The organism is Qipengyuania sp. Mu-71 (assembly GCF_036867055.1).
GTDB lineage: Bacteria > Pseudomonadota > Alphaproteobacteria > Sphingomonadales > Sphingomonadaceae > Qipengyuania > Qipengyuania profunda.
The window spans coordinates 1-25115 of sequence record NZ_JBAJHR010000001.1 but is presented as its reverse complement, the minus strand read 5'-3'; the positions used below and the strand labels follow the sequence as shown (position 1 = coordinate 25115).

25 protein-coding genes are annotated in these 25115 nt (G+C 59.7%); 14 read left to right on the top strand and 11 right to left on the bottom strand.

The window, feature by feature from the left end; all coding sequences use genetic code 11:
* Both rpoN and ctrA read left to right on the top strand, forming a co-directional pair.
* Positions 1-1446 (top strand): RNA polymerase factor sigma-54, encoded by a 1446-nt coding sequence (gene rpoN / locus V6B15_RS00125; protein ID WP_334199589.1) that lies wholly within the window; start codon positions 1-3, stop codon positions 1444-1446.
* Positions 1447-1589: 143 nt separating this feature from the next.
* Positions 1590-2285, top strand: a complete 696-nt coding sequence (ctrA, locus tag V6B15_RS00120) for a response regulator transcription factor CtrA (RefSeq protein WP_142787809.1) — start codon at positions 1590-1592, stop codon at positions 2283-2285.
* Between the two features lie 116 nt (positions 2286-2401).
* Here ctrA and V6B15_RS00115 read toward each other — a convergent pair whose 3' ends face one another.
* Positions 2402-3616, bottom strand: a complete 1215-nt coding sequence (locus V6B15_RS00115) for a mechanosensitive ion channel family protein (RefSeq protein ID WP_334199588.1) — start codon at positions 3614-3616, stop codon at positions 2402-2404.
* 130 nt (positions 3617-3746) lie between these two features.
* Here V6B15_RS00115 and V6B15_RS00110 point away from each other — a divergent pair, with 130 nt between their 5' ends.
* The 3 genes from V6B15_RS00110 to V6B15_RS00100 all read left to right on the top strand — a co-directional run bounded on the left by V6B15_RS00110 (position 3747) and on the right by V6B15_RS00100 (position 6571).
* Positions 3747-4511, top strand: coding sequence for a sulfite exporter TauE/SafE family protein (locus V6B15_RS00110; protein ID WP_253521699.1), 765 nt, complete (start codon positions 3747-3749; stop codon positions 4509-4511).
* Positions 4512-4530: 19 nt separating this feature from the next.
* The gene (trmB, locus tag V6B15_RS00105; protein ID WP_334199587.1) at positions 4531-5232 is read left to right on the top strand and encodes a tRNA (guanine(46)-N(7))-methyltransferase TrmB; all 702 of its coding nucleotides are present in this window, start codon (positions 4531-4533) and stop codon (positions 5230-5232) included.
* A gap of 127 nt (positions 5233-5359) precedes the next feature.
* Positions 5360-6571 carry a tyrosine-type recombinase/integrase gene (locus V6B15_RS00100; protein ID WP_230834131.1) on the top strand — a complete coding sequence of 404 codons (1212 nt, stop codon included), beginning with the start codon at positions 5360-5362 and terminating at the stop codon, positions 6569-6571.
* A gap of 33 nt (positions 6572-6604) precedes the next feature.
* On the opposite strand, the gene V6B15_RS00095 is transcribed toward V6B15_RS00100, so the two are convergent.
* The 4 genes from V6B15_RS00095 to V6B15_RS00080 form a co-directional block, all read right to left on the bottom strand.
* Entirely contained in the window at positions 6605-7210 is a 606-nt protein-coding gene (locus V6B15_RS00095) for a GntR family transcriptional regulator (protein WP_063506629.1), read from the bottom strand.
* On the bottom strand, positions 7207-8073 hold the full coding sequence (locus V6B15_RS00090; protein ID WP_334199586.1) for a phytanoyl-CoA dioxygenase family protein: 867 nt from the start codon (positions 8071-8073) through the stop codon (positions 7207-7209). The genes V6B15_RS00095 and V6B15_RS00090 overlap by 4 nt, the downstream gene beginning before the upstream one ends.
* Positions 8070-8639, bottom strand: a complete 570-nt coding sequence (locus V6B15_RS00085) for an acyl-homoserine-lactone synthase (RefSeq protein ID WP_334199585.1) — start codon at positions 8637-8639, stop codon at positions 8070-8072. Before V6B15_RS00085 ends, V6B15_RS00090 begins: the two co-directional genes overlap by 4 nt.
* 259 nt (positions 8640-8898) lie before the next feature.
* Positions 8899-9324, bottom strand: a complete 426-nt coding sequence (locus V6B15_RS00080; RefSeq protein WP_063506632.1) for a MerR family transcriptional regulator — start codon at positions 9322-9324, stop codon at positions 8899-8901.
* A gap of 59 nt (positions 9325-9383) precedes the next feature.
* On the opposite strand from V6B15_RS00080, the gene V6B15_RS00075 reads away from it, so the two are divergent.
* The 4 genes from V6B15_RS00075 to V6B15_RS00060 are packed head-to-tail and all read left to right on the top strand — an operon-like array spanning position 9384 to position 11692.
* On the top strand, positions 9384-9746 hold the full coding sequence (locus V6B15_RS00075; RefSeq protein ID WP_253521687.1) for a mercuric transporter MerT family protein: 363 nt from the start codon (positions 9384-9386) through the stop codon (positions 9744-9746).
* 11 nt (positions 9747-9757) lie between these two features.
* Positions 9758-10105 (top strand): heavy-metal-associated domain-containing protein, encoded by a 348-nt coding sequence (locus tag V6B15_RS00070; RefSeq protein ID WP_253521684.1) that lies wholly within the window; start codon positions 9758-9760, stop codon positions 10103-10105.
* Positions 10105-10323 carry a GDCCVxC domain-containing (seleno)protein gene (locus V6B15_RS00065; protein WP_334199584.1) on the top strand — a complete coding sequence of 73 codons (219 nt, stop codon included), beginning with the start codon at positions 10105-10107 and terminating at the stop codon, positions 10321-10323. The genes V6B15_RS00070 and V6B15_RS00065 overlap by 1 nt, the downstream gene beginning before the upstream one ends.
* Positions 10226-11692 carry a dihydrolipoyl dehydrogenase family protein gene (locus tag V6B15_RS00060; RefSeq protein WP_334199583.1) on the top strand — a complete coding sequence of 489 codons (1467 nt, stop codon included), beginning with the start codon at positions 10226-10228 and terminating at the stop codon, positions 11690-11692. Before V6B15_RS00065 ends, V6B15_RS00060 begins: the two co-directional genes overlap by 98 nt.
* Before the next feature lie 154 nt (positions 11693-11846).
* Here V6B15_RS00060 and V6B15_RS00055 read toward each other — a convergent pair whose 3' ends face one another.
* The 3 genes from V6B15_RS00055 to V6B15_RS00045 all read right to left on the bottom strand — a co-directional run bounded on the left by V6B15_RS00055 (position 11847) and on the right by V6B15_RS00045 (position 13674).
* Complete coding sequence (locus tag V6B15_RS00055) at positions 11847-12599, bottom strand: LuxR family transcriptional regulator (RefSeq protein ID WP_063506634.1); 753 nt, start codon at positions 12597-12599, stop codon at positions 11847-11849.
* A 279-nt stretch (positions 12600-12878) separates the two neighbouring features.
* Positions 12879-13358, bottom strand: a complete 480-nt coding sequence (locus tag V6B15_RS00050) for a DUF2285 domain-containing protein (protein ID WP_063506635.1) — start codon at positions 13356-13358, stop codon at positions 12879-12881.
* Positions 13359-13365: 7 nt separating this feature from the next.
* Positions 13366-13674: a transcriptional regulator domain-containing protein gene (locus tag V6B15_RS00045; protein WP_233996616.1), complete on the bottom strand. Its 309-nt coding sequence runs from the start codon at positions 13672-13674 to the stop codon at positions 13366-13368.
* Positions 13675-14066: 392 nt separating this feature from the next.
* Here V6B15_RS00045 and V6B15_RS00040 point away from each other — a divergent pair, with 392 nt between their 5' ends.
* The 3 genes from V6B15_RS00040 to V6B15_RS00030 all read left to right on the top strand — a co-directional run bounded on the left by V6B15_RS00040 (position 14067) and on the right by V6B15_RS00030 (position 19282).
* Positions 14067-14648 carry an RNA polymerase sigma factor gene (locus V6B15_RS00040; protein ID WP_082847605.1) on the top strand — a complete coding sequence of 194 codons (582 nt, stop codon included), beginning with the start codon at positions 14067-14069 and terminating at the stop codon, positions 14646-14648.
* A 129-nt stretch (positions 14649-14777) separates the two neighbouring features.
* Complete coding sequence (locus V6B15_RS00035) at positions 14778-17135, top strand: TonB-dependent receptor plug domain-containing protein (protein WP_234000606.1); 2358 nt, start codon at positions 14778-14780, stop codon at positions 17133-17135.
* Positions 17136-17218: 83 nt separating this feature from the next.
* Entirely contained in the window at positions 17219-19282 is a 2064-nt protein-coding gene (locus V6B15_RS00030) for an Atxe2 family lasso peptide isopeptidase (protein ID WP_334199582.1), read from the top strand.
* Here the strand turns inward: V6B15_RS00030 and V6B15_RS00025 are convergent.
* From V6B15_RS00025 to V6B15_RS00015, 3 genes are read right to left on the bottom strand one after another with little or no spacing between them, the layout of a single operon-like run.
* Positions 19271-20992, bottom strand: a complete 1722-nt coding sequence (locus V6B15_RS00025; protein ID WP_334199581.1) for an asparagine synthase-related protein — start codon at positions 20990-20992, stop codon at positions 19271-19273. The genes V6B15_RS00030 and V6B15_RS00025 overlap by 12 nt on opposite strands.
* The gene (locus V6B15_RS00020; protein ID WP_063510607.1) at positions 20989-21594 is read right to left on the bottom strand and encodes a lasso peptide biosynthesis B2 protein; all 606 of its coding nucleotides are present in this window, start codon (positions 21592-21594) and stop codon (positions 20989-20991) included. The genes V6B15_RS00025 and V6B15_RS00020 overlap by 4 nt, the downstream gene beginning before the upstream one ends.
* Before the next feature lie 58 nt (positions 21595-21652).
* Complete coding sequence (locus tag V6B15_RS00015) at positions 21653-21790, bottom strand: benenodin family lasso peptide (RefSeq protein WP_156488976.1); 138 nt, start codon at positions 21788-21790, stop codon at positions 21653-21655.
* Between the two features lie 945 nt (positions 21791-22735).
* Between V6B15_RS00015 and V6B15_RS00010 the strand changes: the two genes are divergently transcribed.
* Positions 22736-24028 (top strand): tyrosine-type recombinase/integrase, encoded by a 1293-nt coding sequence (locus V6B15_RS00010; protein WP_103025251.1) that lies wholly within the window; start codon positions 22736-22738, stop codon positions 24026-24028.
* 385 nt (positions 24029-24413) lie between these two features.
* Positions 24414-25115, top strand: a 702-nt coding sequence (locus V6B15_RS00005) for a nucleotidyltransferase domain-containing protein (protein WP_334199580.1), incomplete at its 3' end; no start/stop codon positions are given.

Sequence of the window (25115 nt, the reverse complement as noted above, 5' to 3'; positions counted from 1 at the left end):
ATGGCGCTGGGTCCGCGCCTCGATCTGCGGCAAACCCAGTCGCTGGTGATGACGCCGCAGCTGCAGCAGGCGATCAAGCTGCTGGCGCTGTCCAATCTGGAAATCGAGACCTTCGTCGGCGACGCGCTGGAGTCGAACCCTCTGCTGGAAATGGGCGAAGTCCAGCGCGAAGCGGGCGAGGATAGCGCCCCCGAACCCCAGGAACATGACAGCGCGCCCGATTTCGATGGCGATAACGCGCTCGATATCGCCGACCACGCGATCGACCCCGAAGCTGCGCCCGGCGACATGGGCGACTGGAGCCGCGGCGATATCGGTAGCGGCAGCGCCGAGCTGCCCGATCTCGAAAACCGCTCCGCCAACGGGCCGACGCTGGCCGAACATCTGTCCAACCAGGTTGGCGCGGTGGCGCATGACAATCGCGAGGCGCTGGTCGCGCAGCGCATCATCGGCGATCTCGACGAAGCCGGCTATCTGCTCGGCGAGTTGCGGCTGATTGCCGAGGAAATGGGGGTCCCGCTGGCCGAGGCCGAGAGGGCGCTGGCCACCGTGCAATCGCTCGACCCGACCGGCGTGGGTGCGCGTTCGCTGGCCGAGTGCCTCGCGCTGCAGGCGCAGGAGGCGGATCGCTACGATCCGTGCATGGCGCGTCTGATCGACAATCTCGATCTGGTCGTGACGGGCGATATCGCGCGGCTCAAACGGATGTGCGAAGTCGACGACGAGGATTTTGCCGACATGCTCGGCGAATTGCGCGGCTACGACCCCAAGCCGGGGCTGGCCTTCGGCGGCAGCGCCGAATCAGCCATCGTGCCCGATGTGCTGATCACACCAAGCGCGGATGGCTGGGATATCCGCCTCAATGAAGCGAGCCTGCCGCGGCTGGTGGTCAACCGCGACTATTATCTCGAGCTCAAGACCGGCACGCGCGACAAGGCCTCGCACAGCTGGCTCAACGAACAATTGGGCGAGGCCGACTGGCTGATCCGCGCGCTCGACCAGCGCCAGAAGACGATCCTCAAGACCGCCGCCGAAATCGTCAAGAAGCAGGAAGGCTTCTTCCGCGAAGGCGTGACCGCCATGCGTCCGCTCACGCTGCGCGAGGTCGCCGAACAGATCGAGATGCACGAAAGCACGGTCAGCCGCGTTACCAGCAACAAATATCTCGCCTGCCCGCGCGGCACCTTCGAACTGAAGTATTTCTTCTCCAGCGGGGTGTCGGCGGCGGACGGCGAAGGCGCGTCCTCCGAAGCGATCAAGGCGCATATCAAGACGCTGTGCGACGGCGAGGATCCAAAGAAGGTCCTGTCCGACCAGAAGCTCGCCGATCTGCTCAAGCAAGAGGGCTTCGACCTCGCGCGGCGCACCGTGGCCAAGTATCGCGAGGCCATCGGCATCGGCTCGAGCGCGCAGCGACGGCGCCAGAAAAAGCTCGCAGCGATTTGATTTTCCACGATCCCTGCAGAAAAAGTTAACGGCCTTTACCTCGCGTTAACCTTTTCCATTCAGATGTTGTGTGGTTAATACATGGCAACTCCTCTTACCCGGGAGTTACCGCGAGACACTAGGGGCCAGACAGGGGAGTTCCCATGCGTGTACTGCTGATCGAAGACGAGCCGACAACCGCCAAGGCGATCGAGCTCATGCTCACGACCGAAGGGTTCAATGTCTACTCGACCGACCTCGGCGAGGAAGGCCTGGATCTGGGCAAGCTGTATGATTACGATATCATCCTGCTCGACCTGAACCTGCCCGATATGCATGGCTATGATGTGCTCAAGAAGCTACGCGTCGCCAAGGTGCAGACCCCGGTCCTGATCCTCTCGGGCATTGCCGAAATGGACAGCAAGATCCGCAGCTTCGGCTTCGGCGCCGACGATTACGTGACCAAGCCCTTCCACCGCGAGGAACTGGTCGCCCGCATCCACGCCGTGGTGCGCCGTTCGAAGGGCCACAGCCAGTCGATCATCCGCACCGGCAAGCTGGCGGTGAACCTCGACGCCAAGACCGTCGAAGTCGATGGCGCCCGCGTCCACCTGACCGGCAAGGAATATGCGATGCTCGAGCTGCTCAGCTTGCGTAAGGGCACCACGCTGACCAAGGAAATGTTCCTCAACCACCTGTATGGCGGAATGGACGAACCCGAACTCAAGATCATCGACGTCTTCATCTGCAAGCTGCGCAAGAAGCTCAGCCATGCTTGCGGCGGCGAGAACTACATCGAGACCGTCTGGGGCCGTGGCTATGTGCTGCGCGACCCGAACGAAGAGGCCGAAGCGGCCTGATCCAGCTGCCCTGGACGGGATAGCAAGCGACGCCCGGAGCTTCGGCTACCGGGCGTTTCGCTTATGCGGGACAGATCAGGCAGATGAATCGGCGGTGACGACCGGGTCGCTGCGCGTCACCCTGGCGTGGCCAGGCCCTGCAAATCCAGACCGCTCGGCTGCTGGAACACGCGCAGCCCGAACTCGGGCAGGATCGCCAGCATGTGGTCGAAGATATCGGCCTGGATCGCCTCGTATTCGGCCCAGTCGATCGTGTTCGCAAAGCAGTAGATTTCGAGCGGCAGGCCCTGCGGACTGGGCGGTAGCTGGCGCACCATCAGCGTGAAGCCCTCGTCCGCAATCCGCGGGTGGCTTTGCAGGTAGGCGATCACATAGGCGCGCAGCGTGCCGATATTGGTGATCCGGCGGGCGTTGATGGCATCCGAATCGCTCGCCAGTTCATGGCGGTTCCATTCGGCGATCTCGTCCTGCTTGCGCTCCAGATACTTCTCGAGCAGGCGGAACCGCTTGAGCCCCGCGACCTCGTCTTCACCCAGGAACCGGACCGAATTCTGGTCGAGCACCAGCGCCCGCTTGATCCGCCGGCCGCCGCTGTCGCTCATCCCGCGCCAGTTACGGAAGCTGTCGGCAATCAGCTTGTGCGTCGGGATGGTGGTGATGGTCTTATCGAAATTCTGCACCTTCACCGTGTGCAGCGCGATATCGATGACATCGCCATCGGCATCCATGCTCGGCATTTCGATCCAGTCGCCGACGCGCAGCATGTCGTTGCTGGTCAGCTGGACGCTGGCGACGAGGCTGAGGATGGTGTCCTTGAACACCAGCAGCAGGACCGCCGCCATCGCGCCCAGCCCCGACAGCAGCAGCAGCGGCGACTGTTCGATCAGCACCGCGATCATCAGGATCGCCGCGCCGCAGAACATCGCGATCTTGACCACCTGGATATAGCCCTTGATCGGGCGGCTGCGCGCTTCGGGGCGGCGCGCATAAAGCTCGTTGGCGTAATCGAGCGCCCCGCTGATCGCCATCGCCACCGACAGCACGATCAACGCGCGCACGACATTGACCGTGACCGTGACCAGTTCGGGCGGCAGGTTGGGGACCCAATCGATCCCGCGCGACACCACCAGCAGCGGGATAACCGTCGCCAGCCATGCCACCGCGCGATCGGCAGTATCGCTGCGCCGGTCGAGATAGGGCGCTGCGGCGCGCAGCAGCACGCGCTTGATCAGCCAGTTCACTGCCAGCGCCACCACCACCAGGCCGGCGAGGGCGATCAGCGACTGGAGCCACAGTGCGAGGTCGGCGTAGCGGTCGAGAAGTCCGTCCATGGCGCGCTGCCTAGCCGCAGGCGGGAGCCCGCTTCAACCCCCCGAGACCGGCAGAGATTTTCTATCTCGCGCGGTTTTGCGAATCGCTGTAGATGCCGCTGGTATCAACAGCGAAAGGCCCGCCCCCGCAATGGAGGTGTTCGGTTTCGATCTGGGGCCCATCGTCCCATTCATCCTGATCGGTTTTGCAGCACAAATGGTCGACGGCGCACTGGGGATGGCCTTTGGGGTCATCACCAATACGCTGATGGTCGGTCTGCTTGGCGTGCCTCCCGCGCTCGCCTCGCAGCGCGTGCATCTGGTCGAATGTTTCACCACTGCGACGTCGGGCATCAGCCATCTGCTGCATGGCAATATCGACAAAGGGCTGTTCTTCCGCCTGCTGGTCCCCGGCGTGATCGGGGGCCTGCTGGGGACCTATCTGATCACCTCGATCGACGGCGATACGATCAAACCCTTCGTACTGATCTATCTCGCCGGGATCGGCGTGTGGCTGCTGATCCGCGGCCTGCTCTACCCGCCCAAGCTGCGCCAAGCGAAGCATGTCGCGCCGCTGGGGCTGGTCGGCGGCTTCCTCGATGCGGCAGGGGGCGGAGGCTGGGGGCCGGTGGTGACCTCCAACCTGCTGGTCCAGGGGGCCGAACCGCGCAAGGTCGTGGGCACGGTCAATTCGGTCGAGTTCTTCCTCACGCTGACCATTTCGGCGAGCTTCATCTATCACCTCGGCATCTCGCATATCGCGGGCGCGACGCTGGGCCTGATCATCGGCGGGATCACTGCCGCGCCCTTCGGCGCTATGGCGGCCAAGCATTTCAGCCCCAAGCTGATGCTGGTCCTTGTCGGCATCGCGCTGAGCGTGACCAGCGCCTACGGCATCTGGACGGCGTGGGGGTAGGCTTGTAGGCGCCCGCGCCATGAGCGCGTTTAAAGAAGGCGACCCCACCACCCTCAACCGGCTGTACGGCCGCAGCCAGGGCAAGCCGCTGCGCGCGTCGCAGCAGGAACTGGTCGATAAATTGCTGCCCCAGATCGCAGTGCCCGCGGAAGGCCCGGTGACAGCCGAACGCCTGTTCGGCTTCGATCGCCCGCTGCATTTCGAAATCGGCTTTGGCGGCGGCGAGCACATGGCCGAGCGCGCCGACATGCTGCCCGACCATGGCTTCATCGGCGCCGAGCCCTTCGTCAACGGCGTGGCGCAGGCGCTGACCCATGTGCGCGACCGCACGCTGGCCAATGTCCGCATCCAGCATGGCGACGCGCTGGAGGTGCTGCGCCGCGTACCCGATGGCGCGCTGACGATGGTCTATCTGCTCCACCCCGATCCCTGGCCCAAGAACAAGCATGCCAAGCGGCGGATGATGAACGATGGGCCGGTGCGAATGATCGCCGACAAGCTGAAGCCCGGCGGCGAGTTTCGCTTCGGCACCGATCACGCGGTCTATCTGCGCCACGCGCTGATGGTGATGCGCCGTTTTACCGACGAGTTCGAATGGGTCGTCGATGGTCCGGCAAGCTGGCAGAACCGTCCCCCTGGCTGGCCCGAAACGCGCTACGAGCACAAGGCGCGCACGGTTTATAACCACGAAGTCTGGTACTTTCGATTCAGACGACGCTAAAGTACGAAATCATTGTAAAACAATGTACTTAGCAGGTTCACCTTACGCTAGAATTGCCTCCATTTCGCCCCTTTTTCCGCTTGCGTGATTGCCCGGTGATTGCCAGAAAAGGGACACGAGGTTTCGGATGGCAACAGGAAAAATCACGAAAAAATCGATAGATGCGCTGGAGCCGAGCAGCTCGAGCCAGCTCCTTTGGGATACGGACCTCAAAGGATTCGGTGCGAAAATCACTCCAGCCGGCTCGATATCCTATGTGCTGCAGTTCCGAATGGGCGGCCGTGAAGCTCGAACAAGACGCTATACTATCGGGGCGCACGGGTCGCCGTGGACACCGACGACAGCGAGAGTGGAGGCGGAACGCCTTCAGTTACTAATTGCGCAAGGTATCGACCCTGTAGACGATGATAAGCAGAGGCGCCGCGAAGCCGTCGATCTCGCATTCGACAACTATGCGTCGCATTTCGCTCGATCCTGCAAGGGTGTTGGCTGGGCGAGGCTCGTTGAACGCGTCATCCGGCTTTACCTTGAACCGGTTATCGGAAAAAAGCCGCTTCCCCGAGTTTCGAGGCCGGATATCGTAGCCGTCCTGGACAATATGCCCGAGCATCAGGTTGCCAATCGCCGGAATGTCTTTGCGGTGATGCGGCGCCTATTCCGATGGGCTGTCAGTCGTGGCGATATCGAGCGCAGTCCTATGGAGGGAATGGAAGCACCACCGCCGGTAAGACCGCGGGATCGCTGGCTACAGGACGACGAGCTTCGACACATTTGGGAGGCAGCTCCCGAATGCTATCTTTGCTTCGGTCCAATTGTCCGCTTGCTCATTGCAACAGGGCAACGCCGCGAAGAGGTTTCAGGAATACATTGGCAAGAGGTTGATCGGAAAGACCGGTTCTGGACGCTACCAGGTTCACGAACAAAGAATAATGAACCAAACGCGATCCCGCTGAACGACCTTGCCGTTGCCGAACTCGATCGGCAGGCAGGTGGCGCAAACTGGCCGAAGAAAGGACGCGTTTTTGCCACGTCAAGCGGGGCAGGCTTTACCGGCTACGCCAAGGGCAAGAAGAAACTGGACGGTCTCATAGAGCAAAAACTTGGCGAGCCATTGCAATCCTGGCGGCTGCACGATCTTCGGCGCACGTTAGCGACCAACTTCCAGCGCCTCGGCGTTCGCTTCGAGGTTACAGAGGCAGTCTTGAACCATGTCAGCGGCTCAAGAGCAGGCGTTGCAGGGATCTACCAACGCCACGACTGGAAAAAGGAGAAGAGAGAAGCGCTCGATGATTGGAATGAGCATCTGGTCCAGATACTGAACGGGTCCGAACAGGCTTGAAGCATATGCTTGAGGAGCTATGCCTTGCAACTCTCAGGTCGATCCCTGTTCCGCGAGCACCGCAATCAGCCGGGAGACGTTCGCGAGGCATTGGTCATGATATCGCCTTAGAGCTTGGACGCGCTTCGACGGAGACGCCAAAGCATTGCCCTCCAGCTCCGCAAGCGCCTCCAGAGCGTTTGGCAGGACGTCAGGCTCCAGCCTTCTTACGATGTGCAATCGGTCGCTAATCAGGTCGACCGTCTGCCTTAGAAATCTGTTTTCCGAACCCAAGGCAAAAATCGAAAAAACATCGCCAACGCGGTCAGCGTAGGTGTCGATCGGTGCGGCTAGATCAGCCGTGTCGATTTTCCGTGGTGCTGGATCGGCCACGCTTTCCAAGAGAAGAACATTTACTGCGAGCATGTCGCGCAACGAATGTTCGGTCAGGAGCGTGACCCGGTACCCCTCGCCAGGGGTCAGATCGACAAGACCTTCGCCGACAAGTTGATTGAGGCTGTCTCGCACAGGTGTCATGCTGACACCGAACTCGTCTGCCAATCGCATCGCTTCGAGTTTCTGGCCGATCGGCCAAGTACCCTCCATCAATGCCCTTTTCAGGCGGCGATAGGTCGGTTCCAGGACCTGTGCCGGGCTCATCTCTTGGAGCGACAAGCTTCCGCAAATTCATGGACAGCTGCAAGCTGCTCGGGCCGAAGCGCATCGGTAGCCTGCGGATAATTGGCTACCTCTTCACCGAGCAGAATGGATGGACACTGACCTTCGTAGTTCCCAAGATTCGGCCGGTGCTGCGCATAACCTGCCAATTCAGCAAGTTCGGGCGGAAAATTTCGCGCGACCTCTGGCGGATATGCCAGCCAAAGGTTCTCGTACGGCTTGAGCCAGCCGAGGCTGTAGCCGATCACGACGCCGCGTCGGACGTCTTCGGTCGAGTTTGGTCCAGCACCGTGCACGGTCGAACCAAGAAAGCAGATCGCATCACCTGGCTTGCTTGCCGCAACAATCGGATCACCGAGTTGATCGAGGCTCTCGACAGGACGTTTATGTGTCCCGGGATAGATGCGGGTCGCGCCGTTGGATGAGTTGAAGTCGGTGAGCGGCCAAATGACATTGAGCAGATATTCGTGTTCACCCTTGGCACCGGCCCACATGTCGTGATCGCAATGCGGGAACTGTTCGATCTCGCCGGGATGAATGGCTATTGCCTGGGCCACATTGAGCTGAATTCGGTCGCAAGCCTTACCGAGGACTTCGCGGGCCAGCGAAAGGATGAGAGGCTGCAGAACAAGGTCACAGGCCCAGCGTGAGCGGCGCAACAAACTACCGAAACGCTTCGTGCGAAACCCGTAGAAATCGCCGTGACCCATAGGGGTTTCGGTAAAATCCCGTTCAAGATCTGCATCGAGCGCCGCGATGCTGCTCTGAGGAAGGAGGTCCGGAATGATGCAATAGCCATCCTTCTGCAGCCGTTCGAGCCAATCGATTGATTTGATATCGCTCATGACACCACCTCCGATGCCGCCTCGGCGACCCGATAGGCACCTTTTCGATAGATACCGCCGCGAGCGAGATCGTCCGGCGTGTCGCAATCTATATCGATCTGCAGTGCGACAAGGTCCTCACCGTCAATCCTGCAGCCGCCGCCAAGTGTGCGACATTGCCAGCCGAAGCTTTCGATTTGGCGGAACCAAACTCTATTGGCCACAGCGGTGTAGCCCGACAGGCCGGTCTTTAGGGCATGGTCGGCAAGCGCGGTCACCAGTTGATCGCGTGCCGTACGGCGCTCAAACCGCGAGAGCGTGGGTTCGATGCAGAAACGCGTGATCTCGCGAAAATCGGACCCAGAGGGTATCGGACCATCACACAGACAGGGGAAAAGCTCTCCCAGAATGTGAGCGCCGTCAGTCCGCAAAAGGCGCGCTGAAGCGCGATGGCGGCCTTCTCCGTCGGTCAGCACCAAATAGCTCGCATCGGGCGTATCGAACTGGTCGATCTCGTATGCATCATCCAAAACGGGAACATTCCATTTAAGGAGATCGACGAATACCCGCTTGCGCGCCTCGAACATTGCGCGAAGTGCTGGATCCGAAGGGCAAGCTTGGAGAGAAACTGGGGAGTGTTGCATGGCGGCTACCTGGCGATTTGAAGACAGGTCGCCTTTCACCAGTTCGGGGCGATCGCAGACATACCAAGAACTGGGGATGCTGCGACTTTGGGGTGCTCATAATCGTGTCATCGGACGCAGTCGCACCGGCGAGCTCGCTCTGTTCTGTTCCTCTCTTCAAATCTTAAATCAGCCAATTTACGAGCCTTGACGACGTGAAACCTCAATTGGGCACAACGACCTCATGCCCGTAAAGCGCGTCGATGATGGGGCACTCGGGAACGTCGCCGCCTTCGCACTGAGCCGAGACATCGGCAAGCGTTCGCTCGAGCTTCTTCAGGTCAATAATCTTCTGCCGAACGCTCGCTAGATGGCCGTCAGTTAATTCTAAAACCTCACCACAGCTGTAGTCGTGAGAATCGACGAGAGTGAGCAGACTCTTGAGCTCTCCGATCGAGAAACCGAGATCACGGCCACGCAGGATGAAACCAAGCCGCGCTTGGTCATCGCGCGAATAGAGCCTGTGCCCGCTGGCCGTGCGCTCGGGCGGCTTCAGCAGACCGATCTTTTCATAATAGCGAATGGTCTCAAGGTTGCATCCTGACCGATTGGCCAGTTCGCCTCGCTTAATCATTTTTGATGTCGTCATATGCCGCGTGCCAATTTGTGCTTGAACCTGTAGTAACTACAGAGATTATATTGAACTTCATGGCCGATCAAACGCAAAAGACCTCCCAGAGATTGTTGGCGAGCGGTGGCGCATTAAGTGCGGTTTTTGCAGCCTCCTGCTGCATTGCTCCGCTGCTCCTGTTGAGCCTCGGCGTCAGTGGCGCGTGGATCGGCAATCTGACCGCGCTCGAACCCTATAAGTGGATTTTTATTGCCGTAGCGGTCGCTTGTCTGGGCCTTGGATTTTGGCATGTCCATTCCCGAAAAGTCGAGACTTGTGAGGACAGTACATATTGCGCGCGTCCTGAAGCGAGCCCGATCCTAAAAAGCGCCCTGTGGCTGGCAACCGCCTTGGTTGCTGCCTCGGCCACGGTCGATTGGTGGGCGCCGCATTTTTATTAGGAGTTAGACGGATGAAAAAAACAATGATTGCCGTTGCTGCCGGATTGGCCATCGCCGGAGCAGGCATTGGGGCAGCGACGCTCATGCCGCAGTCCTCGAACGAGAAAACCGCTCAAAGTGCTGAAACGCTGCAAACGGCAAGCTTCGCGGTTGAAAATATGACCTGCGCGACCTGTCCGATCACGGTGCGGCGCGCAATGGAAGGCGTTGCAGGTGTGCATGATGTGACAATCGATTACGAAGCCAAGACTGCTACAGCGCATTTCGATCCTGCCAAAACCACCATGCGCGACATCGCTACTGCTTCGACCGAGGTAGGCTATCCCGCCCAAACACAATTTAGCGGGACCGGCCTCTGATGGAATTACAATCCACGATCACGTGCCCTCAGTGCGGCCACCAGGAAATCGAAACCATGCCGACCGACGCATGCTGGTTTTTCTACGACTGCAAGGGCTGCGGAATGAAGCTGAAACCCAATGCAGGCGACTGCTGTGTCTTCTGTTCGTTCGGCACAGCGCCTTGCCCGCCAATTCAAGAAGCGCGTGCCAATGGCACAAGCGTTGAATGCTGCTGAGGTCAATGACATGAACGAACGCAGCTTCGATCTTATCGTACTCGGCGTCGGAATGGCGGCGGTGAATGCCGCGAACAAATGCGCCGCTGCGGGTTGGTCGGTCGCAGTGGTCGACGAACTGCCCTATGGCGGCACGTGCGCGCTGCGCGGCTGCGACCCAAAGAAGATGCTGCGGCGAGGCGCCGAAATCATCGATGGAGCTCGCCTGATGCAGGGCAAGGGTATTGAACCGAATGATCTCGCGATCAACTGGCCTGATCTCATCGCCTTCGCTCAGGCCTTTACCGACAGAATGCCTGAGAAGATTGAGAGCGGTCTCGACAGAAACGGCGTCACCACACTTCACGGGACGGCGCAATTCGTTGGCGAAGACACGATCGAAATCGAGGGCCAAGGGCGTTTCCAAGCAAACCACATCCTGATCGCTACTGGCGCCAAGCCCCGCCCGGTGGATGTTCCAGGTGCCGAACACCTCACCAACAGCACCGAATTCATGCGGATGGGCGTGCTCCCGAAGCGTATATTGTTTATCGGCGGCGGGTTCGTCTCGTTCGAGTTCGGTCATATCGCTGCACGAGCTGGCAGCGAGGTGCAGATCATTGATCGCGGTGACAGGCCATTGAAGGCCTTTGACACAAACCTCGTCGAAAAGCTTGTAGCACGAGGCGAGGAAATTGGGGTGGGATTGCGTCGGCGTACATCGCTGAAATCGATCGCCACTGACGGCGTCGAATTCATCGTCACTGTCGAAAAGAATGGTGAAACCGAAGACTTGCACGCCGATCTGGTCGTGCACGGTGCGGGACGCGTGCCTGAAATCGATCGCCTGAACCTGAGCGCTGCCAATATCGAGGCGGGAGACAAGGGAATAGCAGTCAATGAATATTTGCAGAGCCTGTCCAACCCGAAAATCTACGCCGCAGGCGATGCGGCCAACACGCATGGGCCTCCATTGACACCTGTCGCGGTATTCGAAGGCAAGGTCGCTGCCTCCAACATGCTCAAGGGCAATCAGACCAAGCCAGACTATCGCGGCGTGCCCAGCGCTGTGTTTACAATTCCGGAATTGGCCCGCGTCGGAATGCTCGAAGAAGAAGCAGAGGAAGCCGGTTACAATATCCGCGCCGCCGAAAACGACACAGGCAATTGGTATTCCAATCTTCGCGTTGGCGAGACCTGTGCTGCCACCAGAATTATCATCGACAAAGACACCGACACTATCCTCGGCGCGCATCTGCTTGGACCCGAATACGGGGAGATTATCAATTTCTTCGGCCTTGCAATGAGGCTGTCACTGACAACTCGAGATCTGAAGAAATTGGTCGCGGCCTACCCCTCGGTTGGCTCGGATTTAGGGTCCATGCTGTAATCTGCTCGATACCAGTTGTTGATCGTCGGCTTCTGGTGAAGACGTTAGCTGCTTGCATGGTTTGGGGCGTAGAATATTCACTTTCCATCGAGCTTGATGGTCAGCAATTGACGGCCTCCGAGCGGTTCCGGCCTTAGAGCTTCTGTTTCGCCAATCATCCCGCATCGCGCCATCGGATGATATCGGAAAACCCGATCAGACCATCGAACAGCGCCGAAACGATCAAAGATTGCTTACAGTGAACCTGATAGCGTTCTCGCGCCATTTTGAGATGCTGGATTACTGTTTCGGTCGCAATCCCAAGGATCATGGCCGTCTCGGCTGAGGTCTTGCCTCGTGCGACCCACAGAAGACATTCGCGTTGCCGGTCGCTCAGGACAGGCACGGATCCGTCGGATTGAGCTGAGCCCAGTCCCAATGCACAGCTCAGTGCGAGCGTACCGACCATTTCTGCGACCGCAAAGCGACTGTGTGGCAGGTCTCGGTCGGGGCAGACCGCAAATGTACACGTTCCGCGCGCAAGACCGGGCAAATGTCGCGGGACAGTGTAGCCATCACCGATTCCGCATTCGCGCCCCACCGCCAGCATCTGGCGATCACCGCGAGTTAGCGGGATCAGTTCGCCCAGTGACCCCCACGCAAAGCCGACAAACGACTTGTCGCAGGCTCGCCGGACCGGATCCTGTCCGGCCAGATCGAACCCGACATACACCTTGGCCCATTCGTCGGGATAATCATGCAGGAGCAAACCGGGAGCCTCGCACGATCCTGAACGCAGCTCGAGGCTCAAGGCGAAGTGGTCGAAGCCAAGCCGCCGAGAGACTTGCTTCAGCGCCTCGTCGAGTTCCTCGTCTGACTGGACATTGACCAGTTCGGATGCGAATTCCTCCGCGAAATAAGCCTGCATAGCCCTGCCCGTCCGATCGGCAGGGCGCTATCCAACACGCCGCCGTCCGATCGCTGCTGGTGGCCAGTCCCGGCGCTTCCATTGCACCGGTTCCGGCTGCTGCAGTTGCGCCCCCGAAGGTCGGGTTCCTTGCGGCGTCGGTCGCGAGATGCAGATCGCGCCACAAGGAGAGGCATAACGACTTCAGCGAATTTGGGAAGTCTTTGCAAGGACGTAGGCCTGATATTCGTCTGGCCTGTGACTGGTAGGCCAGCCGGGCGAATACGATTTCGACGCCAGTTAATTCGCACAACGCTTGCCCCGTGAGGGATTGAGCAATTCACGATAACCCTCAGCCGCCATGCGATGCGCTTCAGCGACGAGACGCTGTGTCTGCCGGCGATGCGATGATGTTTTCCAGTCGATCGCGCGGCCGACTTTAAGGCCGGGATAGATCAGTGCTTTGGCGACCTCTCTCAATGTCACCTGCTTGGGTGAAGCGTCTTCGAGCAGATCGAGAATGGCGAGCAGGATGCTCAGCCTGTAGCTTTTGTAAGCAGATGGCTTGAGGAGCCGATGGTGCGCCTTTGTCGCCGCGCCTTCTTTCGACCGGTCGAATTCACTGAGAGCTGCTACGCGGACACCAAGATCGGCATCGTCGGGGACGACATAGCCATCAATGCCGGGAGATGGCTCGCGCGCCAACAGGACGCGGTGACGATTTCGCGTATCGGAAACCACCATGTGCTGTCCGGCATCGTTCTCGTGCTGGGCAATCACCTTGCACTCAGCCAATGTGCCTCTGATTCCGGCAAGGTCCCGGGCGCCGCCAGCCACGATAACGACGCTTGCATTGGCATCGCTTCTCCAGATCGCCGGGCTGTCTGTGGCCGAAACACTCGGATCGAACGGGAAATTCTAGGCCCCATGACCGAGCCATTCGCCGCGCGGCGGATGGTTTCTTGTCGCCGGTATCGCGCAAATGAAGTCCGGCATATTGATCCTTGTACGCCGGATTGCGTCGCAGGAATTCCTGCGCGAAGTCCGAAAAATCGAAGTCGCCTGTACCAGTATCGTCGGCAGATGATCGAGCCATAGAGCACCTCCTTTCGGCTCGGATGGCTAGCGCCGCGGGATAACAGCGGACATTCCAAGCATGTGGAGGAGCCCTCCCCAGTACTAGGCATGTGAGTGCCTTATATCGGCGCGACCGCAACGCCGGGCGGGTATCATGCTGCCTCGAAAATGGAGGCACTTGCCCCTTGCAAGCTGCTTTTGTCTTGGGCACATTCGACCCGCGCGGTTTGAAACTCTGGCGCCGACCGCGTGGATATTTCCGCCAGCTATCATGCACGCCGGTCCGCTCAAGGCCCGGCGGCCCAACCGGTCAAGGGACGTCGATACGTCCTGAACGGCGGCACAGTTCTGGATCCCGCATTCGGCTTGCGATGAGGAGCCGCCGATTGCGGTTGCCTCCCAGTCCATTGCATGAACCAGCTTTCTGCCGACACCCTGCGAGACGATCATCGACTATCGAGCTCCGCGCTGCGAACCCCGGCACCGCAAGCTCGGGTAAGCTCGCCCTGCCCGCTCGACGCCCTGTACCGCCGAGAGAGCGCATGCCTGCTTGCCTATTTTTCGCGCTGCGTCGGTCGTGAGCGAGCCCGCGATCTGGTTCAGGACGTTTTCGTGCGCGCTGCGACCAGCCCGCAACTGACAGATCTCCGGAACCCGGCAGGATTTCTATTCCGGATCGCTCGCAATCTGCTGGTCGATGAAGCCCGCAGACAGAAATGCCGTATCAAGACGGTGCCACTGGTCGAAAACACCGATGCGCCGTGCTGCGCCAAGCAGGAAGACAGAATTGAGGTGGAAGAGACGACCGGGCGCTTCGAGGCCGCGTTGGCGCAGTTGCCCGACAAAACGGCGGGCATCTTCAGGATGAACCGCTTCGAGAAAAAATCCTACCGCCAGATCCACCAAGAGTTGGGCATCGCGCTGCCGACAGTCGATTATCACATGATGAAAGCGCTCGCGCATCTTCGCACGGTTTTCGCTGATCGGGTCTGAATGCGCGCGACAGATTTACCGCGCAAAGATCAGGCTCTGCAAATTTAATTTCATTTGAAACTAAGGTGCTCGTGAATGCCTGCGTCATTCCCTGTGGCGACATAATCGCAACAGATCAGGGAGATGACAATGCAATCGACAATCCGGACAATTACGGCGCTCTTGGCAGGAACCGCCCTGGCAGGCTTTTCTTCGCCGCTTCTCGCCCAATCCGCAGGGCCGCCCCAGAGTGAAGTCGATGAAGTGCAGGACGATCATTCGGATGTCGCCAGCGGGGACAACGCGATCGTCGTTACAGGAACGCGGATCCGGGGCGCGCGGATCATTGGCGATACAATTTCGCTCGACCGCGAGGCGATCGTCGAAGCGGGCCAGATCGATCTGGGCGAAGCGATCCGGACACTTCCGCAGAACTTTTCCGGCGGGCAAAATCCAGGTATTGGATCAGGCGCAGGGTTCGCCAACAGCAACGTAAACTCGGCCTCAAGCGCAAATCTGCGCGGTCTCGGACCAGATGCGACGCTGACACTCCTCAACGGCCACCGGCTACCCTATGATTCCGCTTTTGCAGGGGTCGACATTTCATCCATCCCGCTCGCGGCGGTCGACCGGATTGAAATCGTTCCGGACGGAGCCTCGGCCCTCTACGGTTCAGATGCGGTCGCGGGCGTGGTCAATGTAATCCTTCGCCGCGATTTTGAAGGCATCACGACATCCGCGCAGATCGGCGCAAGCACGGATGGCGGCAATTTCCGCCAGCAGGCCGATATAGTGGCGGGCACGCGCTGGAGCGGGGGCGGGTTCTTCGTCGCTTACGATTTTGCAAACAATTCGGCGATCGAGGCTGGCCAGCGCTCCTATGCCAGCTCGCTTGATCCGGAGACCACGCTCTTCCCCTCGCAGCAACGCCATGCCGTTACGCTTTCGGCACATCACGAACTCGCGCCCGGCCTCGAGGCCAGTATCGACGCGCTTTATTCAAGCCGAAGCTCAACGCTCGTGGCCGCATCATCGGCATTTCGATCGGAAGCCGATCCGGAGGTGGAATCCTATACGCTCGCCCCGTCACTGAAATTCGACGTCGCAGGAGACTGGCAGGCAACAGTGCTGGGAGTGTTCGGCCGCGACCGGACGCACTACCGAACCGCCTTCGCGCTGCAGGACGGGTCGTCGAGCGTGACCGAGGGGTGTTTTTGCAATGAGGTTTTCTCACTCGAAGCGGGTCTGGAGGGTCCGCTGTTCACGCTTCCCGGAGGCGAGGCGCGTCTGGCTGTCGGCGGGGGTCTGCGAAACAACACGCTCGATTTCAGCCGCAGCGAAGCGGGAAATTTACTGATCGCTTTCGACAAGACGCAGCGCGCGCGTTTCGCCTATGGCGAACTCTTCCTGCCGGTCGTTTCGCCGCGTAATGCAATCGATGGAGTCGCCGAGCTGACCCTTTCGGCGGCGGCGCGTCACGAAGATTATCCAGGCCTCGATCAACAGACGACGCCGCGCTTTGGTTTGAGCTACACACCGGTCGAAGGGCTGACGTTGCGCGGCAGCTGGGCGCGCTCGTTCAAGGCTCCGACCCTCTTTCAGCGTTTCATACCCTACCAGACCATTCTGCTGCCAGCGGCCGTATTCGGCGCCGGAACGGGGTCCGACACGGTGTTTTTCACAAGCGGCGGTAATCCGGACGTGAAATCGGAACGCGCGCGCAGCTGGACCGCGGGTGTGGAACTGCAGCCGGTCGCCATTCCCGAACTGACGTTTTCGGCCACCTGGTACGACATTCGCTATCAAGACCGGGTGGTGCGACCTATTGCGGGCTCGATTGCGGCTGCTTTCCGCGACCCGGGGTTTGCAAACCTGATCGATTTCTCTCCCGATCCGACAACTTTATCCGAGCTCATTGCTGGATCGCTATTCGGTCTCGAAAACTTCTCGGGCTCCCCCTACGATCCCGCCAATGTTGCCGCCTTTGTCGACAACCGGAACAGGAACGTTGCGGTTTGGGCCGTCGAAGGCGTGGATGCCAGGATCGCCTGGAACCAGAACCTGGGCGACGAACAGTCACTCTCCTTCGATCTCTCGGGCAGCTTTCTCGATAGCCAGCAACAGGTCACGCCCGATCTGCCCGAGGTTCAGCTAGCCGGAACGGTTTTCAATCCACCACGCTACCGTGCGCGGGGCACGGCGCGCTATCAGTCTGGCGGGTTCGCGGCCAATATCGCCGCCAACTACATTGGCGCGCTGCGCGACCGCCGCTTCGAGGAAGAGCGCCGCCTTTCTCCCAGCATCACGGTCGATCTCGGCATGAGCTATAAAATTGTTCGCGGTGAGGGCCGCGAACCAGGCCTCGAAATCTCGCTCACGATCCAGAACCTGTTCGACGACGAACCCGAAACGCTCGGCCAGACCGGGCCGACGGACACACCCTATGATTCAACCAATTATTCGCCGATCGGGCGGTTCGTCACCTTCGGCATCCGGAGGCACTGGTGACAATCATACTGCTTGCCGCCGCTCTTTCGCAGACGATCGTGCCCACGACATATATCGATCCTGGCGACCAGGACCCGTGTGCTTTGTTCGATGAAACGCCGAGCAGCGCGCAAGCGCAAAGATCGGCATTCACGCTCGACGACCAGGTCCGGATTGCGGACATTGGCAGGGCAGCTCCGACCGGCGCGCCTTCGGCGTTCGAAATCTCACCCGATGGCGAACGGATCGCTTTTGTTGTGAAGCGCGCAAACCCGCAAGCCAATGCGTATTGCCTGAGGCTCGTGGTGACCGCGATGGATGGAAGCGAGACTGAAACCGAAATCGACAGAGGCGGTGAGTTTATCCGGGATGACTTTCCGCTCCGCGATTTTCCGGCGATCATGGCTGGATGGGACAGGCCCAATGCGCCCCGCTGGTCTCCTGACGGCGCACGCATCGGCTACCTCAAGCGCATCGATGGTTCGACGCAGGTCTGGCTTTCCGATCCAGCGGGCGAAGCGCCCGCGCATCGGGCAACGGCCATGCCCGACGATGTCGACCGCTTCGCCTGGACGGCTGACGGCAATGGCCTCATCGTGCAAACACGTCCGGGAGTTCGCCAGCAGGCACAAGCGATTGCGCAAGAGGCTGCGCGAGGCTTCCTGTTTGATGATCGCTTCTCCCCGCAATTTGCCGACCGCCCGATCCCGACTGGTGAGATTGTCCCGGAATATGCCTTCGTGGCGCTCGGCGATGGCAGCATCCGTCCGGCGACAGCCAGCGAGGCCGAGCTTCTCGTTGCCCACCGGCCTGCCACTCTGCCTGCGCAAGCACGCGAATATGCCGCAGGGCCGGACGGATATGCGGCGTGGCTTGAACCCAGGCATCCCGACCGGCTGATAAGTCCGTCGCGCATCGCAGTGATCCGGTCTGACGGCAGCCGGATCTCCTGCGATGCGGAGGCGTGCGAAGGGATACGCCAACTGTGGTGGGCAACCGAAGGCCGGACATTGCTTGCTCTCCAGGGAACGGGCTGGGCGAACAGCCAGATGGCGATCCTGCGCTGGGATATGGAGGAGGGCCAGCCCCGCTCGCTGCTGACAACCGATGACGTTCTGATCGGGTGCAGTCCTTCGGGAAACGAACTGATCTGCGCGCGCGAAGGGGCAGCGAGGCCCCGGCGCATTGTTGCAATCGATATCCGAACGGGCGCCGAGCGGGTTGTCTACGATCCCAATCCGGACCTTGCGAACGCAGTTTTCGGATCCGTACAGCGGCTCCGGTTTCACAATGCATATGGCTCGGAAAGCTTCGCCGATCTTGTTCTGCCGCCCGATCACAGACCGGGGCAGCAACACCCATTGGTGGTCGTGCAGTACACAAGTGACGGCTTCCTTCGCGGCGGGACCGGCGACGAAGTGCCGATCCACCCGCTGGCAAACCGCGGCTTTGCTGTGCTCAGTTTTGATCGCCCGACCTTCTCGGCTGCAGCGCTCACCGCAACGAGTGAAGAGGAGCTTGTCCGCGCCAACCGCGCCGACTGGATCGACCGCCGCAGAGTGCAGTCGTCCCTGGAGATCGCGCTCGAGCTCGCCATCGAGACGGGCGCAGTCGATGCCAGGAGGATGGGCATCAGCGGATTCAGCGACGGCGGATCAACAGTGCAGTGGGCTCTTATCAACTCCGACCTGTTCCAAGCGGCCTCTATGGGATCATGCTGCGAAGATATGTATTCCTATCCTACGGCAGCCGGGCCCCGGTTTACAGACTTCATTCGCGCAATGGGCTACCGCCACTTCGAGCCCGGTACCGAAGAATTCTGGAGACCCATGTCGCTCATCCTCAATGTCGACACCGTGGATGTGCCGATCCTCATCCAGACTGGCGACTCCGAATATGAAGGCGGCCTCGATGTAATAGAAACCTATTCGCATCGCGGGCGGGCCATCGAACTCTACGTGCTGGAGAACGAAACGCATGTGAAATGGCAGCCCGCCCACCGGCAGGCGATCTACGAGCGATCGACCGAATGGTTCGAATTCTGGCTGATGGATCGTATCAACTGCGATCCGGCACGGGCGCAGCAATACCGGCGGTGGAGCGCGATGGAAGGCGCACCCTCTTCCGAAGAGTTACAATGTTTCGACGGGCAATCCTTATTGCCATGACCGGGCCCAGGTTTCGGCCTCGGCCAGATCCAGAAGCCGGTAGATGGTCGATCCATTGAGCGACGTATCGAGTTCAAATGCGGCTTCAACACTTGCGCGGTCGAGCAATCCATTCCGTGCAATCAGGCCATCGAGCAACAATTCGCGAAGGGCGCTTCGATGGTGGTGGAACGCGAGGCGGATGAAGCTGTCTGGTCCTGATTTGGAGGTGCGTGCCAACAGGCTCGGCGGAAGGTCAGCGGCAAAAGCATCGCGCGCGAGTGCACGATTGCGACCGCCTTTGGCCCAAAGCCATGTTGGGATGCTCAGGCACAATTCGAGCAAAGGCTGGCTCATCAGTGGTGAGAAGCGTTCAGGCCCGATGCCAAGCCCGTGAACATGGTGCTGGGCGCGCATAATCAGGGCAAAATGATCGCGTTTCCCCCCATGGCGCCCCACATTGATATCGAGCCAGGGTGTTACGGGGTCCAGCGCCTCATCCGATGCAAGATGATCGGCAAGCAGGCGCCGGTCGCAGGGCCATTCGCCGCCTGGGCGGCGCACCAAACGCCTTAAGGTCGCCTTGACCATGGCAGGCAAATCGCAGCCGGTAACGCGGCACATGTCGAGCAGGGTTTCGACCGCGCCGCGTCCGGGTCCTTCGACCCGCAAGCGGTCGACGACCGGCGCTGCTGAATGAAGAAAGCAGAGCAGATTGTCGCCAGCATTGCCATCGAAGACGATCTGCGCTCCGAGGTTATCTGCGGCATCGGCGAGCAGCGCGTCGATGGTCGACAAAAACGATCTGCGGCTCGGACGCGGAAGACCGGCCGAGGCGCTGACCTGGGGATCGAAACGCGCAGGATCGTAAATCCGTTCGGCATATTCTGCACCCAGGTGCTTAGCCAGAAGACGGGCATAGTCCCGCTCGTCGCCGCTTCTGTCTGCTGTCGCGAGCGTGACGCAGGAGAACGGCTTTTGCGCCCGCGCAAGCGCGGCGCAGACGAGGGAAGAGTCGACGCCGCCCGACACCGCCACTGACACGGGTCCAAGCTCTTCTGCCCACGCACCCATGACACGGATCGCCGCGTCACGAAGCTGCGCTCTCGCTTCATCATAGGAGAGCGATAGTCTGCCCGGCAGGAACTGCTGCGCGCGCCAGACTGGGAATTCTTCGGGATCGCAAGCAGTCGGATAGGTCAAGGCGCCGGGCCGAAGCTCGTCGACACCGACGAGACAGGTTTGTCTCTCGCGCAATTCGGGACACATCAAAAAGCGAGCCAGAGAATCCCAAGATATACTCATCCTCTTGCCGCAGGCCTGCTCGAAGAGTTTCGGATCAGAGGTGAGCACCACATGGGTTGTTGTCACCCGGCGGTAGATCGGAACCAGTCCGGAAGGATCCGGCAGTACAGCCAAATCGCTACGGTCCTGATCGGGCAGAATTGCGATATAGGCACCCCAGAAGTTCGCGGCGAGGTTGGCGGCGAGGCATTTCGCAGAGCGAGCACCCACCTCTGGCAACTGAGAAACGCGATGCGCGGTGTCCCGGGAGAAGAGCGTGCCGATCACACATCCGGCAGAGCCAAGGTTCGCGACATGCGTGTCTTTGGCTATCCAGAGCCGCGGGATATCGCCGCACAGATCCTTCAGGCTTGGCATCGTCTGCAGCCCAGCAGACGCCCCCGATCTTAGGCGCGGCAATGCGAGAGCAAAGCGCAGTGTGGTCATACAACCAGTATCGGCGTGTAACGCAGCACTTCCTCGGCAGTGTCGTTGAGCACGGCCTCGCCGTGCTGGACCCAGCAATGGGCGCCAAATGGATCGCTTCGGACGCCGATAACGATATGGGCGTGGATACGGCGCCGGGCCAGCCGCAGAGCTAGCGCAATCGAGCGCGGCAAGCAGCGATCTGCTGCACTGCGCAGGAGCCGGGCGTGTTCAAAGGCGCGAAGCTCAATAGCCCGCTCGGTGTCACTTGTATCACTGGTCACCAGCGGACCTTTCAGGCGTTTCAGCTCCAGCAGGACTTCGCGGAAAGAACGCGTTGCAATTCGGCGCTCGATCCGGCGCTGGGTCCAGATTGCCGCTGAAACGCGGGCCAGCCGGAAGGGGCCCTCATGGATCTCGGACGAAACAATACGCGGTCTGGTCCATTCAGGTGGGCGCGGGAAAGCGGTTGGTTGATACCAGTCTTGGCCCTTAACCTGGGCGCGAAAAGCCTCCTCGCGAGGCGCTGGCAGCTGAAAGTAGCGATCCTCGGCAATATCGAGAAAAACGAACCTGCCGCTGCATTCGGCCCAGGCGATATCGCTGCTGCTGAACTCGGTCACGGCAGTAGGATTGCAGCGAAGGGGCGCGGTCCTGCTAGAACGCGCGCCCCCGCGAGGCTCAGTCTTCGGCGAGGCCGGTCGCATAGGACAGTCGGCCGCTGCTCACATCGATATCGAACAGGGCGTTGCCCTTGGTCTCCACCGAGGCCTTTCCGAGGTCAATGACCTCATTCTCATTATGTTCGAAATCCTTCATCACTTACTCCTCTTTCTGGATTCACGACTCATTGTGTCGCAACCCCAAGACTGAAGCTGAGCAAGGAAAACGGCCAACTTATAATGCCATTATAAACCAGCCCGCAAATTGCGGATGTGACCGGGCGATGAAAACGCCCGTTGGCAGGCGCATCGATACCTTTAGCGTGCAGCCTGGACATACGCATCGACACCCGGTCGCGAATAACAGTGGCTCGCGGGTCTTTGATAAATCGTCAAGGTTGGAAGAAAATAGTCAGCAATACCTACTTTTCGGGACTCAAAGCAGTCGGTCGTCTTCCGCCTGATGCAGTACTTTTTGCCCGGCGCCGCGCTTTGGCGAATTCGCCAATGTAGATAATGAAGGCGAGTGGGCATTCCGATTCACAATATGGCCAGCTAGTTGTCGGTAGTCTCGAAGAGATCACGAGGCCAGCGCCGACGAGGGCTCCGATGTCGCGAATCGCCAGTGCCCTCGCAGGATCGGCGGTGGGACGGGTTGGTACGCGTCTGGCGAATATCTAGCCGTCCGAGACGACCTGTTCTCCAGCGTAAAAACGGTGGTCACCCGGTGGTCACCTGCCGTAAAAATCGCTAGTCAGCTTCAAGAACGGTTCTTTTAAACCGTTGAATTGACTACGAAAAATGGAGCGGGCGAGGCGATTCGAACGCCCGACCCCAACCTTGGCAACTGCCAATTGGTATTTTCGCTATCGTCTCCGTTTTCAGTAAAATCTACTATATTCCACGCAACATCAATTGCTTGTTTATCACACCGAGTCGCCATTGGTACGCTGCGATTTCCGGTGGTTTCCCTCCTACTGCTTCCCCCCTGCTTCCCCGGTCATGCTGCACCTGCGTGGGGAAGCAAATATCAAGCGCGTGGGCCACCGGAGCGCAGGAGCAACTTCGAAAGGAATGACAACTCAAATCACGGACAAATCGCATGACCAGATTAACTAAACGCACCGTCGAGGCGCTTAAATCCAACCCAGAGCGTGACGCCTTCCTTTGGGACAACGAACTGCGCGGTTTTGGCGTTCGCGCAAAACCAAGCGGCACCAAAACCTTTATCATCCAGTATCGGAACCAAGAGGCGAGGACCCGTCGCTGCGTCATAGGCCAATATGGAGTCCTGACTGTCGAGCAAGCCCGCAACCTCGCCCAAAAGAAACTCGCCGCCGTGATCGACGGGGCCGACCCGTCTGCCGAACGACACTCGGTCCGCACGGGGCTGACAATCGCAGCAGTTTGCGATTGGTATCTTGCCGAGGCCGAAGCCGGTCGGCTGATCGGACGCAACCGCCGCCCTATTAAAGCGTCATCAATCGCAGGTGATCGAAGCCGCATTGAACTCCACATTAAGCCGCTGATAGGCAATCGCGTGGTCAGCCAATTGAAATTGGCAGATATTGAACGCTTGCAAGGTGATATTGCGGCTGGTCGGACTGCCCAAGCGAGGCGCAGATCCCGAGGTGGGCAAACGGCTGGCGGCGCAGGCGTTGCTGCCCGCGCCATCAGCACGCTTCGCGCTTTACTCAATCACGCCCGCCGCCTCGGCATTATTGAGGCTAGTCCGGCAAAAGGCGTGCGCATCATGGCCTCGCAGAAGGCGAAGCGATATCTGAGCGCTGGCGAAATCCGTCACCTTGGCAAGGTGATGACGCAGATGGAAAGCGAGGGCGAGCACCCGACCGGCCTTGCTGCAATCCGCGTCATGCTTCTCACCGGTTTTCGCCGCATGGAAGTGCTGGCAATGCGCAAGGAATGGGTACAGCCCGACGACAATCTCGTCCGTTTTCCGGATACAAAGTCCGGTCCGCAAATCCGCGTGGCGGGAGACTCAGCAATGCATGTGCTGGAGGCTCAGGCATTGTCCAGCCATTCGCCCTTCATCTTCCCGGCGGATTGGGGCGATGGGCATTTCATAGGCGTCGTTCGGGTGCTGGGCCGGGTCTGCGCGCGCGCGGGTCTGGACAGCGTGACACCGCACACCCTGCGCCACAGCTTTGCAAGCATGGCAGCGGCACAAGGATTCAGTGAACTGACCATCTCGGGCCTGCTCGGTCATGCCCCGCGCGGCGTAACCCAGCGCTATGTGCACCTGGATACCGCGCTCGTCATCGCGGCGGATCAAGTGGCGGGAGAGATTGCTCGACTATTGGACGGTGGCGAGTTGCGGAGCGTGCGGGAGATCAAGCAAGCGCGCACACTGGCAGCGTTGCGTGCTGTGGCATGATGCCTACTTGTCTAGGTCTGCCCTGAAGCCAGATTGAGAGACTGCGGTAGCTCGTGCTTGTCGCCGCTCCAAATCAAGGCCTGTCTCCAGAAATGGGGATGGGCCTTGTGGATAAGCCTGTGGTCTGTTCGGACTATCAGGAACCGGGGGACACGGACTATCAGGAACTCACAGCTCGGACTATTAGGAACCAAAACAGGCCTCAAACCCGCAGAAATGCTGGGCTCCAGCGCCTCTTAACTATGCTAACGACAATCCTTGTCGGATTGTTGCTAACGCGCAGCATATCAGCGCGCGGCTCCTTAGCGCTTTGGGGTGCGCCGTCGCCGCGCGCCTGTGCACTCGGCAGGTGCAAGCTTCGCGGCTGCTTGCTAGAGATTAGACGATGAAGACCGACCTTGATCATTTGCCCCCGCAAAAGCAGCGCGAACTTGAGCGCGTGGTGCAGCTTATCTTCGAGGAGTTTGATGACGCCTTTGCCCTCGCCAAGCATGAGTGGAAGAAGGCGGGGCGCATCCTCAAGGTGATCCTTTACGGTAGCTATGCGCGCGGCACGTGGGTCGATGAGCCCCACACCGCGAAGGGCTACCGCTCCGACTTCGATCTGCTGATCATCGTCAACGACAAGCGGCTCACCGACAGAGTCAAATACTGGGCGAAGCTAGATGACCGGTTGATGCGCGAATATGGCGTTACCGGTACGCTCAAGACTCCAGTCAACTTCATCGTCCATACCCTGCAGGAGGTGAACGACGGGCTCGCCCACGGGCGGTATTTCTTCATGGACGTGAAGGAGGACGGTGTTGCGCTTTACCAGTTCGATGAGACTGAGCTTCATACGCCTAAGCCCAAGACACCGGTGCAGGCGCTCGCCATGGCGCAGGAGTATTTTGACGAGTGGCTGCCGACAGCGATGGGATTTAAGCGCAATGCTGGTTACGCAGTACGAGACGGAGACCTCAAACTCGCGGCATTCTTGATGCACCAGACAGCAGAGCGACTTTACCACTGCGTGCTTCTGGTCTGCACTTTTTATACGCCGCATAATCACAACTTGGCCTTTTTGCGCACGCAGGCCGAGCGGATC